Origin of the sequence: Kitasatospora sp. HPM-01-4 (assembly GCF_051374625.1) — a bacterium.
Classification (GTDB): domain Bacteria; phylum Actinomycetota; class Actinomycetes; order Streptomycetales; family Streptomycetaceae; genus Kitasatospora.
On sequence record NZ_JBPQGP010000005.1, the window covers coordinates 2,105,057 to 2,124,449 of the forward strand.

The following is a 19,393-nucleotide window of genomic DNA, read 5'->3' on the forward strand; positions in this document are numbered from 1 at the left end:
CACGGTAGAAGCGGCGGCGGTTCGGCACATTGGCATTGCTTGGCGTATCGGAGGTAGAGGTTTCTCCACCAAGGTGGAGGAACTTCTACCACCACCGCAGTCGCCCCACGGGTCATGCGAAGGGCGCGGAGCCGCCTGCCGTCGGGCGGTGGCTCCGCGCCCCGGTGTGCGCCTTCAGCCGTCCAGGGTGGACAGCCAGCTCTCGACCGCCTCGGCGGCCGCCGTCGCCTGCTCCTCCAGGATGGTGAAGTGGGTGCCCGGCACCTCGCGCAGCTGGTGCTCGCCGGGCCAGCAGGCGCGCCAGTCCTCCGTGCCGGGCCCCTCGGCGAAGGACTCCGCCGGGCGGACGAACAGCACCGGAGCGGACAGCGTGCCCGGCGGGCAGTCGGTGATCAGGTCGCTGTAGCGGCTCATCGCGGCGAGCCGGGCGGCGCTGAACCCGCCGAAGCCGGACTCGCGGTCCAGCATGCCCCGGAACATCTGCGGCCAGAGCCCGTCCTGGCCCTCGGCGCCGGGCAGGTAGGTGTCCAGCAGCACCACGCCGTCGGCAGGGGTGCCGGCCTTCTCCAGCACCTCGGCCGCGGCGTGGGCGAACTGGCCACCGGAGGAGTAGCCGACCAGGACGTAGGGCTCCCCCGCCGCCGCGGCCCGCACGCCTTCGACGAACACCTCGACCGCGGCGTCCACCGATCCTGGCAGCGCCTCGCCCGGCCCGAAGCCCGGCACCGGCGGCACGATCACCTCCCGGCGGCCCCGGAAGTACGAGGCGAACCGGGCGAACTGGTGGGCTCCGCCGAGCGCCATCGGGGAGGGGAAGCAGATCAGCCTGGGCCCCTGGCCGCCCTGGGTGAGGCGGACCGGCTCGGCGAGGCGGGTCAGCCCCGCCGCCGAGGAGAAGGAGGGGAGGATCTCGGCGACCGCGTTCAGCAGGTCCATCCCCTTGGCCATCCGGCCGTCGGCGGCGGCCCGGCGCAGCAGGCCGCTGATGGACTCCAGGTCCTCCTCGGGCGCGGGTCGCGTGCCGCCGCGGGCCAGTTCGGCACCGAGGTGGGCGGCCAGGGCGGCCGGGGTGCGGTGGTCGAAGACCACGCCGGCCGACAGGTCGAGTCCGGTGGCCGAGGCCAGGGCGAGGCGCAGTTCCGTTCCGGAGACCGAGTCCATCCCGGCTTCCAGGAAGGCGGTCTCCGGCTCGATCCCCTCCGGTCCGGCGTGGCCGAGGATGGCGGCGGTCTGGGCGCGGACCAGTTCGGTCAGCAGGTCCTGCCGCTCGGTCCCCGAGGCGCCGGCCAGGCGTTGGCGCAGCCGCTCCGACTGGCCGGCGCCGACGGGCTGTTCGGGGGCGGAGAGTGCGCCGACGGTCAGCGGGACGTCGGCCGCGAGCCAGTAGCGCTGGTGCTGGAAGGCGTACGTCGGCAGCGGCGCCCGCCCGGTGCCGGGGAACACCGCCTGCCAGTCGGGGGACATGCCGTCCACGTAGAGCCTGGCCAGACCGGTCAGCAGGGCCGCCGTCTCCGAACCGCGCCGGCGGCCGAGCGGGACGAACGCCGTGTCCGGTGCGCCGGCGCTCTCCTGGGCCATCGCGCTCAGTACGGCGTCAGGTCCCAGCTCCACGAACCGGGTGACCCCGGACTCGGCCAGGGTGCGCACTCCGTCCTGGAAGCGGACGGCTTCGCGGACGTGGCGGACCCAGTACTCCGGGTCCCCCAACTCCTCGGTGGCGAGCCGGCCGGTCACGTTGGAGACCACCGGTACGGTCGCCCGGCCGTACTCCAGGGACTCGGCGACCTGCCGGAACTCCGCCAGCATCGGCTCCATCAACGGCGAGTGGAACGCGTGCGAGACCTTCAACCGCCGGGCCTTCTCGAACGACCCAGCGACCCGCAGAACCTCCGCCTCATCCCCCGAAATCACCACCGCCCGCGGACCGTTGACCGCCGCGATACCCACCCGACCGGTGAGCAGCGCAGCAACCTCCTCCTCCGACGCCCGCACCGCCACCATCGCCCCACCCGCCGGCAACGCCTGCATCAGCCGGCCCCGGGCCGCCACCAACCGGCACGCGTCCTCCAGCGACAGCACCCCGGCCACATGCGCAGCGACCAGCTCACCGATCGAATGCCCGGCGAGGAAGTCCGGCTTGAGGCCCCAGGACTCCAGCAGCCGGTACAGCGCCACCTCGAAGGCGAACAGGCCGGTCTGCGCGTACAGGGTCCGATCGGCCTGGTCGGCGTCGGTGCCGGAGAGGACCTCGGCGGTGCCGACGCCGAGGTGTCGGTCGAGTTCGTCGAAGGCCTCGGCGAACACCGGGTAGGCCGCCCGCAGTTCGGCGCCCATGCCGAGCCGCTGGGCGCCCTGCCCGGTGAACAGGAAGGCGGTGCGCACTCCCGTGCGCGCCCGGCCGTGTACGACGGTGGGCGAGCTGTCCCCGGCGGCCAGGGCGTCCAGCCCGTGCAGCAGCCGCTCCCGGTCCGGGGCGACGACCGCGGCGCGGTGCTCGAAGGCGGCGCGCTCGCTGCCGAGCGTCCTGGCCACCGTGCCCGGTGCCAGGTCCGGCCGGTCGGCGGCGAAGGCGCGCAGCCGCTCGGCCTGGGCGGGCAGTGCCTGCGGTGCGCGGGCGGACAGCGGCCAGAGCGCCATCGGCGGTACCGGGTCGGGCTCGGGCTTCTCGCCGGCCGGGGCCTGCTCGATGATGATGTGGGCGTTGGTGCCGCTGATCCCGAAGGAGGAGATCCCGGCCCGGCGCGGCCGGTCGGCCTCCGGCCAGTCCCGGGTCTCGGTCAGCAGCCGGACCTCACCCGCCGTCCAGTCCACCTTGGTGGAGGGCTGGTCCACGTGCAGGGTCTTCGGCAGCACGCCGTGGCGCATCGCCTGCACCATCTTGATCACACCCGCGACACCGGCGGCCGCCTGGGTGTGCCCGATGTTCGACTTGATCGACCCCAGCCACAACGGCCGCCCGGCGTCCCGCTCCTGGCCGTAGGTGGCCAGCAGCGCCTGCGCCTCGATCGGGTCACCAAGGGTGGTTCCCGTACCGTGCGCCTCCACCACGTCGATGTCCGCCGCCGAGAGCCGGGAGCCGGCCAGGGCCTGGCGGATCACCCGCTGCTGGGCGGGGCCGTTGGGTGCGGTGAGGCCGTTGGAGGCACCGTCCTGGTTGACGGCGCTGCCCCGGACCACGGCCAGCACCTCGTGCCCGTTGCGCCGCGCGTCCGAGAGCCGCTCCAGGACCAGGACGCCGACGCCCTCGGCGAATCCGGTGCCGTCCGCGCCGTCCGCGAAGGCCTTGCAGCGGCCGTCCGGGGAGAGCCCGCGCTGACGGCTGAACTCCACGAAGGTGCCGGGCGAGGCCATCACGGTGACCCCGCCGGCCAGGGCGAGGGTGGACTCTCCCTGGCGCAGCGACTGGGCGGCCAGGTGCAGCGCCACCAGCGACGACGAGCAGGCGGTGTCGATCGACAGCGTCGGCCCCTCCAGACCCAGCGTGTACGCCACCCGCCCCGAGACGATACTGCCGCTGCCGAACGCCCCGAAGTAGTCGTGGTACATCACCCCGGCGAACACACCGGTCCGCGAGCCCTTCAACGACCCCGGATCGATACCCGCGCTCTCCAACGCCTCCCACGACGACTCCAGCAGCAACCGCTGCTGCGGATCCATCAACAGCGCCTCACGCGGCGAGATCCCGAAGAAACCCGCGTCGAACTCCCCCGCCCCGTGCAGGAATCCGCCCTCGGCGGTGTAGGACCTGCCCTCCAGGCCCGGTTCCGGGTCGTACAGGTCCTCGTCCCAGTCCCGGTCGGTGGGGAACGGGGTGATGCCGTCCCCACCCGCCGCGACCAGGTCCCACAGCTCCTGCGGCGAGGCGACCCCGCCGGGGTAGCGGCAGGCCATGCCCACGATCGCGATCGGCTCGCGCAGGGTCGCGGTCAGCTTGCGGTTCTGCTCCCGCAGGCGTTCGGTCTCCTTCAGCGAGGCCCGCAGGGCCTCCACCATCCGGGGGTCCGGGCTCTGCGGCCGAGCCGCCTCTCCAGTGCCTGTCACAGCTCCTCGTCCTCCCCCGCGAAGTCGTCGAGCGCCAGGCTGATCAGGCTCTCGGCGTCCATCGCGTCGATCGACTCGCCGTTCCCGTCCCGGTCGCCGGGTACGGACTCGGCCTTCAGTCCTGCCAGTTCGAGCAGGCTGTCCAGCAGGCCGGAGTCGCGCAGCCGGGCCAGCGGGATCGTGCCCAGGGCGCGGCGGACGGCGTCCTCCTCGGTAGCGCCCGATTGCTCGGCCGCCGGGGCCAGTTCGGCCTCCAGGTGCCGGGCCAGCACCGGCGGGCTCGGGTAGTCGAAGATCAGCGTGGCGGAGAGCCGCAGTCCGGTGGCCTCGTTGAGCCGGTTGCGGAACTCCACCGCCGTCAGCGAGTCGAAGCCGAGCTCGCTGAACGCCCCCTCCAGGGCCACCTCGGTGGTCCCGAGCACCCCGGCCGCCTGGGTGCCGACCAGGTCGAGCAGCCGGGCGACCCGCTCCTCGGGCGTCAGGCCGGCCAGGCTGCGCCGCAGTGCGGCCGAGGCCGCGGAGGCCTGCGCCACCTTGCGCGTGGACGAGGACCGGACCAGTCCGCTCAGCAGCGGCGGGACCCGGTTGCCCCGGGCCATCGCGGCCAGGTCGAGCAGGGCGGGCATCAGTACCGCCTCCGGCCGGCCGACGGCGGCGTCGAACAGCGCCAGTCCGGCCTCCTCGCTCAGCGAGTCGACCCCTGCCTGGGCCAGCCGCCTGCGGTCGGCGTCGCCGAGCCGGTCGGCCATGCCGCCGCTGCCGGACCACGCGCCCCAGGCCAGCGAGCTCGCCGGGAGGCCGATCGCTCTGCGGTGCCGGGCCAGGCCGTCGAGGAAGGCGTTGGCGGCGGCGTAGCTCGCCTGTCCGGGGCTGCCGAGCAGGCCGGCCGCCGAGGAGAACAGGACGAACGCCGTCAGCTGCCGGTCCTTGGTCAGCTCGTGCAGGTGCCACGCCGCGTCCACCTTGGGCCGCAGGACGGCGGTCAGCCGCTCGGGGGTCAGCGAGGCGAGCGTCCCGTCGTCGAGGACGCCGGCGGAGTGCACCACCGCGGAGACCGGGTACTCGGCCAGTACCCGCGCCAGCTCGTCCCGGTCCGCCAGGTCGCAGGCGAGGACGGCGACTTCGGCTCCGAGGCCGGTGAGTTCGGCCCGCAGCTCGGCCGCGCCGGGCGCGTCCGGGCCGCTGCGGCTGAGCAGCAGCAGGCTGGGCACCTTGTGCTCGGTGACCAGGTGGCGGGCGACCAGGCGGCCCAGCGCGCCGGTCCCTCCGGTGACGAGGACCCGGCCGGTCCACTCGACCGGGGCGTCCAGGACGGCCCTGGCGGCCCTGGTGAGCCTGGGTGCGCTGAGTACGCCCGAGCGCACCGCCAGCTGTGCCTCACCGGAGGCGACGGCGGCCGGCAGCAGCCGGTACCCGTCCTCGGAGTCGTCCAGGTCGACCAGCACGATCCGGTCGGGGTGCTCCGACTGCGCGGAGCGGATCAGCCCCCAGGCCGCCGCACCCGCCAGGTCGGTGACGTCCTCTCCGGTCAGGCCGACGGCGCCGACGGTCACCACCGCCAGGGTCGCCGCCGCGAACCGCTCGTCGGCGAGCCAGGACTGCACCCGGCCCAGCAGTACGGCCAGGGCGTCGTGGACGGCCTGCGGATCGTCGCCGCCCGTGAAGGGCAGCACGAGGACGTCGAGCGAGTCCGCCGCCAGGTCGAGACCGGTGACCGTGTCGACCACCGCGACCTCGCCCGCCAGGGCGTCCACCAGCCGCTGCCAGTGGGTGCCGAGCACCGCCCAGTGTCCGGCCGACGGTGCCGCACCGGCCGGGACCTCGACCCACTCGGGTGCGAACAGCGAGTCGTTGCCGCCCGCCGTCGCGGCCAGCCGGTCGACCGCGACCTCGCGCAGCACCAGCGAGTCCACCCGGGCCACCGGGACACCGGCGCCGTCGGCGAGCTCGATCCGTACCGCGTCGGAGCCGGCCGGGCTGATCCGCACCCGCAGGGCCTTCGCCCCCACGGCGTGGAGCTCGACCCCGCTCCAGGCGAACGGGAGCGCGATGCGCTCCGCCGCGCCCGCCCGCAGTCCGATCGCGTGCAGTGCGGCGTCGAACAGTGCCGGGTGGATGCCGAACCGGTCGGTCTCCAGCGGGAGTTCGACCTCCGCGAAGACCTCCTCGCCCCGGCGCCAGGCCGCGCGCAGGCCCTGGAACAGCGGGCCGTACCCGGCGCCGAGCTCCGCCAGGCGCTCATAGGTGCCGTCCAGGTCGAGCGCCTGGGCTCCGGCGGGCGGCCAGGCGGTCTGCTCGGCGGTGGCCGCCGGCGGCGCCTCGCGGAGCAGGCCGGTGGCGTGCGCGGTCCACGGGTCGCCGTCCGCCGTCCGGGAGTGGACCCGGAAGGTCCAGGTGCCGGCGGCGGCCGGTGTGAGGCCGCACTGCACGCGGACCGTGCCGCTCTCGGGCAGGAGCAGCGGCTCGGTGACGGTCAGCTCGTCGACCGCGCCGGCCCCGATGCGGGCACCGGCCGCGAGCGCCATCTCGACGAAGGCCGTCCCGGGCAGCAGCGCCACACCGCCGACGGTGTGGTCGGCCAGCCAGGGGTGGCTCTGCAGCGACAGCTGTCCGGTGAACAGCATGCCGTCGGCTCCGGCCAGTTCCACGGCGGTGCCCAGCAGCGGGTGTTCCGCCGACGCCCGGTGGCCCGAGGCGTCGCTCGCCATCCAGTAGCGGCGGCGCTGGAACGCGTACGTCGGCAGGTCGACGCCGGCGTCCGCCGGCAGCAGCCGTGCCCAGTCCACCGTGCCGCCGCTCACCTGGAGCGCGCCGAGGGCGGTGAGCAGCGCCTCGGGCTCGTCCCGGTCCTTGCGCAGCAGCGGGATCAGTGCCGCCTCACCGCTCAGGTTGTCGGCGGCCATCGCGGTCAGTACGCCGCCCGGGCCGATCTCGACGAACCGCCGTACCCCGGCGTCCGCCAGGGTGCGGACGCCGTCCGCGAAGCGGACCGCCTCGCGGGCGTGCCGGACCCAGTACTCCGGTGAGCACAGCTCCTCGGGGGTCGCCTGCGCGCCGGTCAGGGTGGAGACGAAGGGGATCCGCGGCGGCCGGTGGTCCAGGCTCGCGGCTATCTCCCGGAACTCGTCGAGCATCGGCTCCATCAGCGGCGAGTGGAAGGCGTGGCTGACCGCCAGCTTCCTGGTCCGCTCGAACCGGTCGGCGATCGCCGAGACGGCCGCCGCCTCGCCCGAGACCACCACGGAGCGGGGCCCGTTGACGGCCGCGATGCTCACCCCGTCGGTCAGCAGCGGCTCGATGTCGGCCTCGCTCGCCCTGATGGCCACCATCGCACCGCCGTCGGGCAGTTCCTGCATCAGCCGGCCGCGCGCGGCGACCAGCCGGACGGCGTCGGCCAGCGACCACACCCCGGCCACATGGGCGGCGGCGAACTCGCCGACGGAGTGCCCGGCCAGCAGGTCGGGGCGGATGCCCCAGGACTCCAGCAGGCGGAACAGCGCGACCTCGACCGCGAACAGCGCCGGCTGGGTGAACTCGGTCCGCTCCAGCAGTTCGGCCGAGGCCAGTGCCTCGCGCAGCGGTCGGCTCAGCAGCGGGTCGAGCTGGGCGCACACCTCGTCGAAGGCGGCCGCGAAGGCGGGGAACGCCTCGGCCAGCCCCAGGCCCATCCCGGCCAGCTGCGAGCCCTGGCCGGAGAACAGGAACGCGGTCCTGCCCTCCGCCGCCCCTCCCGCGGTGACCGACGGCGAGACGGTGCCCTCGGTCAACGCCCGCAGGCCGCGCAGCAGTTCGTCCCGGTCGCCACCGCCCACCGCCGCCCGGTGGGCGAGCGTGGTGCGGGTGGTGGCCAGCGCCGCGGCGACCCGGCGGGTGTCGAGCTCGGCCCGCTCGCTCAGGTGGGTCAGCAGCCGCCCGGCCTGGGCGCGCAGCGCGTCGGCGTCGTGCCCGGAGAGCAGCAGCGGGGCCTGCACGGTGGGCGCCGCCTGGGCGGGCTCCTCGTCGGGGGCCTGCTCGATCACCACGTGCGCGTTGGTGCCGCTGATCCCGAAGGAGGAGATCCCGGCCCGGCGCGGGTGTCCGTACTCGGGCCACTCCAGGGACTCGGTGAGCAGCCGGACGTGGCTGTCCGTCCAGTCGACGTGCCGGGACGGCTGGTCCACGTGCAGGGTCCTGGGCAGTACCCCGTGGCGGATCGCCTGCACCATCTTGATCACGCCGGCGACGCCGGCCGCGGCCTGGGTGTGCCCGATGTTGGACTTGATCGAGCCCAGCCAGAGCGGGCGTTCCTCGGTGTGTTCACCGCCGTAGGTGGCGATCAGGGCCTGGGCCTCGATCGGGTCGCCGAGTGTGGTGCCGGTGCCGTGCGCCTCGACCACGTCGACCTCGCCGCCCGGTACGCCCGCCGCCGCCAGCGCCCGGCGGATCACCCGCTGCTGGGCGGGGCCGTTGGGAGCGGTGATGCCGTTGGAGGCGCCGTCCTGGTTCATCGCGGTGCCGCGCACCACGGCCAGCACCCGGTGGCCGTTGCGGCGGGCGTCGGAGAGGCGTTCCAGCAGCAGCACGCCCGCGCCCTCGCCGAAGCCGGTCCCGTTGGCCGCGTCGGCGAACGGGCGGCAGCGGCCGTCCCTGGACAGGCCGCGCTGGCGGCTGAACTCCACGAAGGTCCCGGGGGTGGCCATCACCGTCACACCGCCGGCCAGGGCCAGCGTGCAGTCGCCCTGGCGCAGCGCCTGCACCGCGAGGTGCAGCGCGACCAGCGAGGACGAGCAGGCGGTGTCCACCGTCAGGGTCGGTCCCTCGAGGCCGAGGGTGTAGGCGACCCGGCCGGAGACCACGCTGCCGGAGCCGTAGCTCTCGAAGTAGTCGTGGTACATCACGCCCGCGAAGACGCCGGTCGCGCTGCCCCGCAGCGAGGCCGGGTCGATGGCGGCCCGCTCCAGCGCCTCCCAGGAGGTCTCCAGCAGCACCCGCTGCTGCGGGTCGGTGACCAGTGCCTCCTCCGGGTCCATGCCGAAGAAGGCGGCGTCGAAGTCGCCCGCGCCGTACAGGAACGCGCCGTGCCTGGCGTAGCTGGTGCCGGGCCGGTCCAGGGTCGGGTCGTAGAGCGAGTCCAGGTCCCAGCCGCGGTCGGTCGGGAACTCGCCGATGGCGTCCACCTCGCCGAGGACCAGGTTCCACAGGTCCTCGGGCGAGTCGACGCCGCCCGGGTAGCGGCAGCTCATACCGATGATGGCGATCGGCTCGTCGGCCACGGCGGCGGGCGCCGCCGCGGCCGGTGCGGCCGTCAGACCGCCGACCAGCTGGTCCAGCAGGTACCCGGCCAGCTCGACCGGGTTCGGGTAGTCGAACACCAGGGTGGCCGGCAGCCGCAGCCCGGTCGCCGCCGTCAGGCCGTTGCGCAGCTCGACCGCGGCCAGCGAGTCGAAGCCCAGCTCGCGGAAGGCCCGGTGCTGCTCCACCGCGTCCGCCGAACGGTGACCGAGCACCGAGGCGGCGCGGGTGCGCACCAGCTCCACCAGGAAGGGCTTGCGCTCGGCCTCGGGCAGCGCGGCGAGCCGGTCGCGCAGCGAGCCGGTGCCGGTGGCCGGGCGGTCGGCGACGGACTGGCGCTGGGTCCGCACCAGGCCGCGGAAGAGCGGTGCCAGGTCGTCGCCCTGGGCGCGCAGTCCGGCCGGCTCCAGCTTCATCGGGAGGAGGGCCGGGTACCGGGAGTGCAGCGCCGCGTCGAAGAGGGCCAGGCCCTCGTCACTGGCCAGGGCCGCCACACCGCCCCGGGAGATCCGGGACAGGTCGGTGTCGTCCAGCGTGCCGGTCATCCCGCTGGCCTGCGCCCACAGGCCCCAGGCCAGGGAGTGCCCGGGCAGGCCCAGGCTCCGGCGGTGTGCGGCCAGCGCGTCCAGGAAGGCGTTGGCGGCGGCGTAGTTGGCCTGTCCGGGCGAGCCGAGGGTGGCGGCGGCCGAGGAGAACAGCACGAAGGCCTTGAGGTCGAGGCCGGCGGTGAGCTCGTGCAGGTGCCAGGCCGCGTCCACCTTGGGGCGCAGCACGGTGTCCAGGCGCTCGGGGGTGAGCGAGGAGAGCACGCCGTCGGCGAGCACTCCGGCCGCGTGCACCACGGCGGTCAGCGGATGCTCGGCCGGGACTGCCGCCAGCACCCCGGCGAGCGCGTCGCGGTCGGCCACGTCGCAGGCGGCGGAGGTGACCCGGGCGCCGAGGGCGGTGAGCTCGTCGACGAGCCCGGCGTCCGCGCCCCGGCGGCTGACCAGCAGCAGGTGCCGTACGCCCCACTCGGTGACCAGGTGGCGGGCGATCAGGGTGCCCAGCGCGCCACTGGCACCGGTCAGCAGGACGGTGCCCTCCGGGTCGAGCTCCAAGTGGCCTTCGTCCTGGGCCGCTTCGGCCCGTACCAGCCTGGGCAGCCGGATGGTGCCGCCCTGGATCGCCAGATGCGGCTCGCCGACGGCGACCGCCGCGGGCAGCAGCTGCTCGCCGGCGGGGTCGTCGTCGAGTTCCACCAGGACGATCCGGTCCGGGTTCTCCGACTGCGCCGAGCGGACCAGTCCGGCGACCGCCGCACCGGCCAGGTCGGCGCCGGTGGTGACCACCAGTGGGGAGTCGCCGGCCAGGTGGTCCCGCAGCCGGTCGAGTACGGTCCCGACCGCGGCCCTGACCTCGGCGGCGTCGGTGCCGGCCGGGCTGCGCAGCACCTCCAGGCCGAGGGGGGCGTCGGTGGCGGGGGCCGGCACGGTGATCCAGTCCACCCGGTAGAGCGAGCCGGCCCGCGCCGACTTGGCGGCGGCGGCGAGCTGTTCGGCGGGGATCGGGCGCAGCGCGAGCGAGCCGACGGTTGCCACCGGTGCGCCGCCGGCGTCGGCGAGCGTCAGCTCCACCGCGCCGTCCTGCTCCAACGGCCGTACCCTGGCCCGCAGTTCCCTGGCGCCGCTCGCGTGCAGCTGTACCTCGGACCAGGCGAAGGGCAGCAGTGCGTCGTCCTCGGCGATGCCGGTCAGGCCGACCGCGTGCAGGGCGGCGTCGAAGAGCGCCGGGTGCAGGCCGTAGCCGTCCACCTGCTGGGTGAGGGCCACCTCGGCGTAGACGTCCCGGCCCAGGCGCCAGGCGGCGCGCAGGCCCTGGAAGGCGGGCCCGTAGCCGAGTCCCGCCTCGGCGAGCTGCTCGTACAGGCCGTCCAGCGGGATCGGTTCGGCGCCGGTGGGCGGCCAGAGGGTGAGCTCCGGCTCGGCGGGGGCGCCCGCCGGGGCGAGGAGGCCGTCGGCGTTCCGGGTCCAGGGCAGGTCGTCCGCGTCGCTCTCGGCGCGCGAGTAGATGGCGACCGGGCGCCTGGAGTCCTCGGCCGGGCCGACCACGACCTGCAGCTGTACCGCGCCGTGCTCGGGGAACACCAGCGGGGCGTGCAGGGTCAGGTCGGCCACCCGGCCGAGGCCGGTCCACTCGCCCGCCTGGACGGCCAGTTCGAGGTAGCCGGTGCCGGGGAACAGCAGCTCCCCGCCGACCGCGTGGTCGGCCAGCCAGGGGTGGGTGCCCACCGACAGGCGGCCGGTGAGCACCGTGCCGTCGGTGTCGGCGCGGGTCATCGCCGCGCTGAGGATGGGGTGCTCGGTCGGGGCGAGACCGGCCGCGGTGACGTCGGCGTTGCCCGAGACGCTGTCCATCCAGTACCGCTCGTGCTGGAAGGCGTAGGTCGGCAGCTGGACGCGGGCGGGGTGCAGGCCCGCGAAGACCGCCGGCCAGTCCACGGCCACGCCGTGTGCGAAGGCCTCGCCGAGCGCGGCTGCGATCCGGCCGGGGCCGCCGTCGTCGCGGCGCAGCGAGCCGATGGCCCGCAGGCCGTCGAAGGTCTCCTGGAGGCCGACGGTGAGCACCGGATGCGGGCTGGACTCGATGAACACCCCGTGGCCCCTGCCCACGGCGGCCTCGGCGGCCTGCTCGAAGAGCACGGTCTGGCGCAGGTTGGTGTACCAGTACTCGGCGTCCAGCCCCGCGGTGTCGAGGAGGCCGCCGGTGACGGTCGAGTAGAACGGCACCTGGGCGGTCTGCGGCCGGATGTCGGCCAGGGTCTCAAGGAGGCGGTCGCGGACCGACTCGACCTGCGCGGAGTGCGAGGCGTAGTCCACCGGGAGCCGCTTGACCCGGATGCCCTCGTCCTTCAGCTGGGCCTGCAACCGGTCCAGGGCGTCGACGAATCCGGAGACCACGACCGATCCCGACCCGTTGCGGGCGGCGATCGACAGCCGTCCGTCCCAGGCGGCGAGCCGCTGCTCCAGCTGCTCGACGGACTGGGCGACCGACATCATGCCGCCTCCGCCGGAGAGGTCCTCGGCGATCGCCTTGCTGCGCAGGGTGACGATCCTGGCGCCGTCCTCCAGCGAGAGGGCGCCGGCGACGACGGCCGCCGCGATCTCGCCCTGGGAGTGTCCGATCACCGCGGCGGGGCGCACGCCGTAGGAGATCCAGGTCTGGGCCAGCGAGACCATCACCGCCCAGAGCAGCGGCTGGACCACGTCCACCCTCTCCAGCGGGCCGCTCAGTTCGGCCACCGGGTCCCAGTCGGTGTAGGGCGCCAGGGCGGCGGCGCACTCGGCCATCCGGGCCGCGAACACCGGTGAGGAGTCGAGGAGTTCGGTGGCCATGCCCTGCCACTGCGAGCCCTGGCCGGGGAAGACGAACACCGGGCGGGAGCCTGCGGCGGTGCCCTCGACCAGTCCGGGGGCGGTGCGGCCCTCGGCCAGGGCGGCGAGCGAGTCGCGCAGCTCGGCGCGGTCGGCGCCGGTCAGGGCCGCGCGGTACTCGAAGTGGGCGCGGGTGGTGGCGAGGGAGTGGGCGAGGTCCGAGGGGCTGAGCTCGGGGTCGGCGTCCACGAGGGCGAGCAGCCGGGCGGCCTGGGCGGGCAGCGCGGCACGGGACTTGGCGGAGAGCAGCCACGGGAGAGCGGCCGCGGGCCGCTGCTCGGCGGGCTGTGGCCCGTCGGCCGGTGCCTGCTCGATGATGGTGTGCGCGTTGGTGCCGCTGATCCCGAAGGAGGAGATCCCGGCCCGGCGCGGCCGGTCGGCCTGCGGCCAGTCCCGGGCCTCGGTGAGCAGCTCGACCGCGCCCGCCGTCCAGTCCACATGGGTGGAGGGCTGGTCCACGTGCAGGGTCTTGGGGAGCACGCCGTGGCGCATCGCCTGCACCATCTTGATCACACCGGCGACACCGGCGGCCGCCTGGGTGTGACCGATGTTCGACTTGATCGAGCCCAGCCACAACGGCCGCTCAACGTCACGATTCTGACCGTAGGTGGCCAGCAGGGCCTGCGCCTCGATCGGGTCACCAAGCGTCGTGCCGGTGCCGTGCGCCTCCACCACGTCCACCTCGGACGCCGAGAGCCCGGCACTGGCCAGCGCCTGTTCGATCACCCGCTGCTGTGACGGGCCGTTGGGCGCGGTGAGGCCGTTGGAGGCACCGTCCTGGTTGACGGCGCTGCCCCGGACCACGGCCAGCACCTCGTGCCCGTTGCGCCGCGCGTCGGAGAGCCGCTCCAGGACCAGGACGCCGACGCCCTCGCCCCAGACGGTGCCGCCGGCGGCGGTGGCGAACGGGCGGCACTGCGCGTCGGGGGCGAGCGCGCCCTGGCGGCTGAACTCCACGAACGGGTCCGGGGTGGACATCACGGCGACACCGCCCACCAGGGCGAGGGTGGATTCTCCCTGGCGCAGTGACTGGGCGGCCAGGTGCAGCGCCACCAGGGACGACGAGCAGGCGGTGTCGATCGACAGCGTCGGCCCCTCCAGCCCCAGCGTGTACGCCACCCGCCCCGAGACGATACTGCCGCTGCCGAACGCCCCGAAGTAGTCGTGGTACATCACCCCGGCGAACACACCGGTCCGCGAGCCCTTCAACGACCCCGGATCGATACCCGCGCTCTCCAGCGCCTCCCACGACGACTCCAGCAGCAACCGCTGCTGCGGATCCATCAACAGCGCCTCACGCGGCGAGATCCCGAAGAAACCCGCGTCGAACTCCCCCGCCCCGTGCAGGAATCCGCCCTCGCGGACGTAGCTGGTGTCCGGGCGCTCTCGGGTGGGGTCGTAGATCCGGTCGATGTCCCAGCCGCGGTTGTCCGGGAACCGGCTGATGGCGTCCCGCTCGGCGGTCACCAGGTCCCACAGCTCCTGCGGCGAGGCGACCCCGCCGGGGTAGCGGCAGGCCATGCCCACGATCGCGATCGGCTCGTCGGTACGGGTCGCGGTGGTCCGGACGGCCTTGCGCGGGCCGGAGCCGGTGCCGCTGAACTGGGCGGCGAGGTAGGCCGCGAGGGCGTCGGGCGACGGGTAGTCGAAGACCAGGGTGGCGGGCAGCCGGTGGCCGGTCTCGGCGGTGAGCGCGTTGCGCAGTTCCACGGCGGCGAGCGAGTCGAAGCCGAGGTCCTGGAACGCCCGGCCGGGGTCGACCGCCTCCGGGGAGGCGTGGCCGAGGACGGCCGCGACCTGGACCCGGACCAGCTGGAGCAGGGCGTCCGCCCGCTCCTCGCCGGTGAGCTGGGCCATCCGGTCGGCGAAGGAGAACTCGGAGCCCTCGGCCTGTGCCGCCTCCCGGCGCACGGTGCGGCCGGCCAGGGCGCGGAACACCGGGGCGAGCGCGGCGCCCTGGCCACGCAGCGCCGCCAGGTTCAGCTTCACCGGTGCGACGGCGGCGAGCCCGGTGCGGCGGGCCAGGTCGAACAGCTCCACGCCGTCCTCGGCGGACAGCTCGGCCATGCCGCCACGGGAGATCCTGGCCCGGTCGGCGGCCTCCAGACCGCTGGTCATGCCGCCGACCGGAGCCCACGGCCCCCAGGCCAGCGACAGCGCGGGCCTGCCCTGGGCGGCGCGGTGGGCGGCCAGGGCGTCCAGGAAGGCGTTGGCGGCCGCGTAGTTGCCCTGGCCCGGCGCGCCGACCACTCCGGCGACCGAGGAGAACAGCACGAAGGCGCGAAGGTCGAGCTCCGCGGTGAGCTCGTGCAGGTTGAGCGCGCCGTCCACCTTGGGGCGCAGTACGGCGTCGATCCGCTCGGGGGTGAGCGAGGCGACCACACCGTCGTCCAGCAGGCCGGCGGCGTGCACCACGGCGGTGAGCGGGTGCTCCGCCGGGATCGCCGCCAGCACCTCGGCGAGCGCGGCGCGGTCCGCCACGTCGCAGGCCGCGACCGTCACCCGGGCACCCGCCCCGGTGAGTTCGGCGGCCAGCTCGTCCGCACCGCCGCGCCGGCTGAGCAGCAGCAGGTGCCGCACGCCGAGGGCGGAGACCAGGTGCCGGGCCAGCACCGGACCGAGTCCGCCGGTCGCGCCGGTGAGCAGCACGGTGCCCTCGGGGTCGAGCTCGTCGGCCGCCTCGGCGGTGATCTCGGCGGCGGTCAGCCGGGCCGCGTACACGGCGCCGGCGCGGACCGCCGCCTGCGGCTCACCGCAGGCGAGTACCCGCGGGACGAGCGCGTCGGCGTCGGCGCCGGCCTCCAGGTCCAGCAGCACGAAGCGGTCGGGGTTCTCCGACTGCGCCGAGCGCAGCAGGCCCCACACGGCGGCGCCCGCCAGGTCGGTCACCTCCTCCCCGGAGACCGAGACCGCCCCGCGGGTGACCACGACCAGCGTCCGCGCGTCATCGGCCTGCACCGCGGCCAGCGCCGTGTGGGCGGCCGCGCGTACGGCGTCGGCGTCCGTGCCGGCGGTGCTGTCGAGGACGCGGTACTCCGTCTCGGGGGCCGTCTCCTCCGGGTGGACCGGGTGCCAGCCGAGCCGGAACAGCGAACTGCCCTGCGGCTGACGCAGGTTGGTGAGCGGCCGGGAGGCCAGCGAGGCCACCGAGGCAACCGGCGCGCCGGTGGCGTCGGCCAGGTCGACGGCGAAGGAGTGGGTGCCGGTCGGCAGCAGCCGCACCCGCAGCACCGAGGCTCCTACGGCGTGCAGCGAGACACCGGAGAACATGAAGGGCAGCCGGGCGGTCTCCTCGTCGGAGCCGTCGCCGAGCAGGGCCAGCGCGTGCAGGGCGGCGTCGAAGGCCGCGGGGTGCAGGCCGAAGCGGCTCGCGTCGGCGGCGGGCCGCTCGGCGAGGCGCACCTCGGCGAAGAGTTCCCCATCGCGCTGCCAGGCGGCGTGCAGGGCCTGGAAGGTGGGGCCGTAGTGCAGGCCGGAGGCGGCGTGCCGCTCGTACAGTCCGGCGGTCTCCAACTGTTCGGCGCCGGCCGGCGGCCATTCGGTGAGCCGTTCGCCGGCGCTCGCCGCTGTGCGGCCGACCAGGCCGGAGGCGTGCAGGGTCCACGGCTGTTCGGCGGCGGCGCTCTCGGCCCGCGAGTAGATGCCGACCGTACGGCTGCCGGCGGCGTCGGGGACGCCGACGGTCACCTGGACCCGGACGCCGTCCGCCTCGGGCAGGACCAGCGGGACTTCCAGGGTGAGCTCCTCCAGGTGGCCGCAGCCGACCTGGTCTCCCGCCCTGATGGCCAGTTCGACCATGGCGGTGCCGGGCAGCACCACCATGTCGCCGACCACGTGGTCGGCCAGCCACGGGTGGGTCCGCACCGCGAGGCGGCCGGTGAGCACCGCGCCGTCCGAGTCGGCCAGCATGGTGGCCGCGCCGAGCAGCGGGTGCTCGGTCGAGTCGAGTCCGGCGGAGGCGACGTCGCCGACCGAGGCCGGGATCTCGACCCAGTAGCGGCTGCGCTGGAAGGCGGTGGTGGGCAGGTCCACCCGGGCCGCGCCCGGGAACAGGGCGCCCCAGTCGGGTGAGAAGCCGCCGATGTGCAGCTGGGCCAGCGCGGTCAGCAGGGTCTCGGTCTCGGGGCGCTCGCGCCGCCCGGAGGCGGCGAGCACGGCGGCCTCGGAGTCCAGGCACTCGCGGGCCATCGCGGTGAGCACGGCGTCCGGGCCGAGCTCCAGGAACCGGGTGACCCCGGCGGCTTCCAGGGCCCGGACGCCGTCCTGGAAGCGGACGGCTTCGCGGACGTGGCGGACCCAGTACTCCGGGTCCCCCAACTCCTCGGTGGCGAGCCGGCCGGTCACGTTGGAGACCACCGGTACGGTCGCCCGGCCGTACTCCAGGGACTCGGCGACCTGCCGGAACTCCGCCAGCATCGGCTCCATCAACGGCGAGTGGAACGCGTGCGAGACCTTCAACCGCCGGGCCTTCTCGAACGACCCAGCGACCCGCAGAACCTCCGCCTCATCCCCCGAAATCACCACCGCCCGCGGACCGTTGACCGCCGCGATACCCACCCGACCGGTGAGCAGCGCAGCAACCTCCTCCTCCGACGCCCGCACCGCCACCATCGCCCCACCCGCCGGCAACGCCTGCATCAGCCGGCCCCGGGCCGCCACCAACCGGCACGCGTCCTCCAGCGACAGCACCCCGGCCACATGCGCAGCGACCAGCTCACCGATCGAATGCCCCGCCAGGAAATCCGGCTTGAGACCCCAGGACTCCAGCAGCCGGTACAGCGCCACCTCGAAGGCGAACAGCGCGGCCTGGGTGGTGGCGGTCCGGTTCAGCGGCTCCGGGTCGGTGCCGAAGACCAGCTCGCGCAGTCCGCCGTCGAAGTGGCCGCAGACCTCGTCGAAGGCCTCGGCGAAGACCGGGAACTCCTGGTACAGCTCCCGTCCCATGCCGGGCCGTTGGGAGCCCTGGCCGGTGAACAGGAAGGCGGTCAGGCCCTTGACGGTACGGCCGTGCGGTACGCCGGGCGCGCCCTCGGCCAGCGCGGTGAGGCCGCCGATGAGCTGCTCGCGGTCCCGGCCGAGCACCACCGCCCGGTACTGGTGGGCGGTCCTGGTGGTGGCCAGCGAGAAACCGGTGTCGGCGGGGTCGAGGGCGCCCGCCACGGCGGCGAGGCGCTCGGCCTGCTCGCGCAGGGCCTCGGGGGTCCGTCCGGAGACCAGCCAGGGGATGGCCGAGGGCGCGCCGGCGCTCTCGCGTTCGGGGGTCTCCTCGACGGGGGCCTGCTCGATGATGGTGTGCGCGTTGGTGCCGCTCGCACCGAAGGAGGAGATCCCGGCCCGGCGCGGCCGGTCGCTCTCCGGCCACTGCCGGGCCTCGGTCAGCAGCTCGACCGCGCCCGCCGACCAGTCCACCTTGGTGGACGCCTGCTCCGCGTGCAGGGTCTTCGGCAGCACACCGTGCCGCATCGCCTGCACCATCTTGATCACACCCGCCACACCGGCCGCCGCCTGGGTGTGACCGATGTTCGACTTGATCGACCCCAGCCACAACGGCCGCTCGACGTCCCGGCCCTGACCGTAGGTGGCCAGCAGCGCCTGCGCCTCGATCGGGTCACCCAGCGTGGTACCCGTACCGTGCGCCTCCACCACGTCCACCTCGGACGCCGACAGCCCCGCGCTCGCCAGGGCCTGGCGGATCACCCGCTGCTGCGACGGACCGTTGGGCGCGGTCAGGCCGTTGGAGGCACCGTCCTGGTTGACCGCACTGCCCCGGACCACGGCCAGCACCTCGTGCCCGTTGCGCCGCGCGTCGGAGAGCCGCTCCAGCAGCAGCATCCCGGCGCCCTCGCCCCAGCCGGTGCCGTCCGCGCCGTCGGCGAAGGACTTGCAGCGGCCGTCCAGGGAGAGCCCGCGCTGGCGGCTGAAGGCGATGAACGCGCCCGGGGTGGTCATCACCGAGACACCGCCGGCCATCGCCAGCGTGCACTCGCGCTGGCGCAGCGACTGCACCGCCAGGTGCAGCGCGACCAGGGCCGAGGAGCACGCGGTGTCGATGGTGACCGAGGGGCCCTCGATACCGAGGGTGTAGGAGATCCGGCCGGACATCACCGCCGCCAGGGCGCCCGTGCCGAGTGCCGCCTCGGGGTCCTGCGGCAGCTTGGCCAGCAGGTCGCGGTAGTCCTGGCCGTTGGTACCCGCGAACACGCCGATCCGGGCGCCGCGTACCGAGTCCGGTGCGATGCCTCCGCGCTCCAGCGCCTCCCAGGCGACCTCCAGCAGCAGCCGCTGCTGCGGGTCCATGAGCAGTGCCTCGCGCGGCGAGATCCCGAAGAAGTCCGGCTCGAAGTCGGCGGCGTCGTGCAGGAACCCGCCCCGCAGGACGTAGCTCTTGCCGGACGCGTCGGGGTCGGGGTCGTAGAGCGAGGCGGCGTCCCAGCCCCGGTCGTCCGGGAAGTCCGTGATGGCGTCGGTGCCCGCGTCGACCAGCTGCCAGAGCTCCTCCGGAGTGCTGACGCCACCGGGGAAGCGGCAGCTCATCGCCACGATGGCGATCGGTTCCTTCTCCTCGGTCTCCACCTCGCGCAGCCGCTGCCGGGTCTGGTGCAGATCGGCGGTGACCCTCTTCAGGTAGTCGAGCAGCTTGTCATCGTTGGTCATCGGGCTTTGCCACT

Annotated in this window: 2 protein-coding genes; both read right to left on the reverse strand. The window is 74.7% G+C overall.

Annotation, left to right across the window (positions count from 1 at the left end; all coding sequences use genetic code 11):
• Positions 1–174: 174 nt before the first annotated feature.
• Positions 175–4,041, reverse strand: coding sequence for a type I polyketide synthase (locus ACSMTC_RS09105; RefSeq protein ID WP_436559149.1), 3,867 nt, complete (start codon positions 4,039–4,041; stop codon positions 175–177).
• The gene (locus ACSMTC_RS09110; protein WP_436564634.1) at positions 4,038–19,361 is read right to left on the reverse strand and encodes an SDR family NAD(P)-dependent oxidoreductase; all 15,324 of its coding nucleotides are present in this window, start codon (positions 19,359–19,361) and stop codon (positions 4,038–4,040) included. The genes ACSMTC_RS09105 and ACSMTC_RS09110 overlap by 4 nt, the downstream gene beginning before the upstream one ends.
• Between the last annotated feature and the right edge of the window lie 32 nt (positions 19,362–19,393).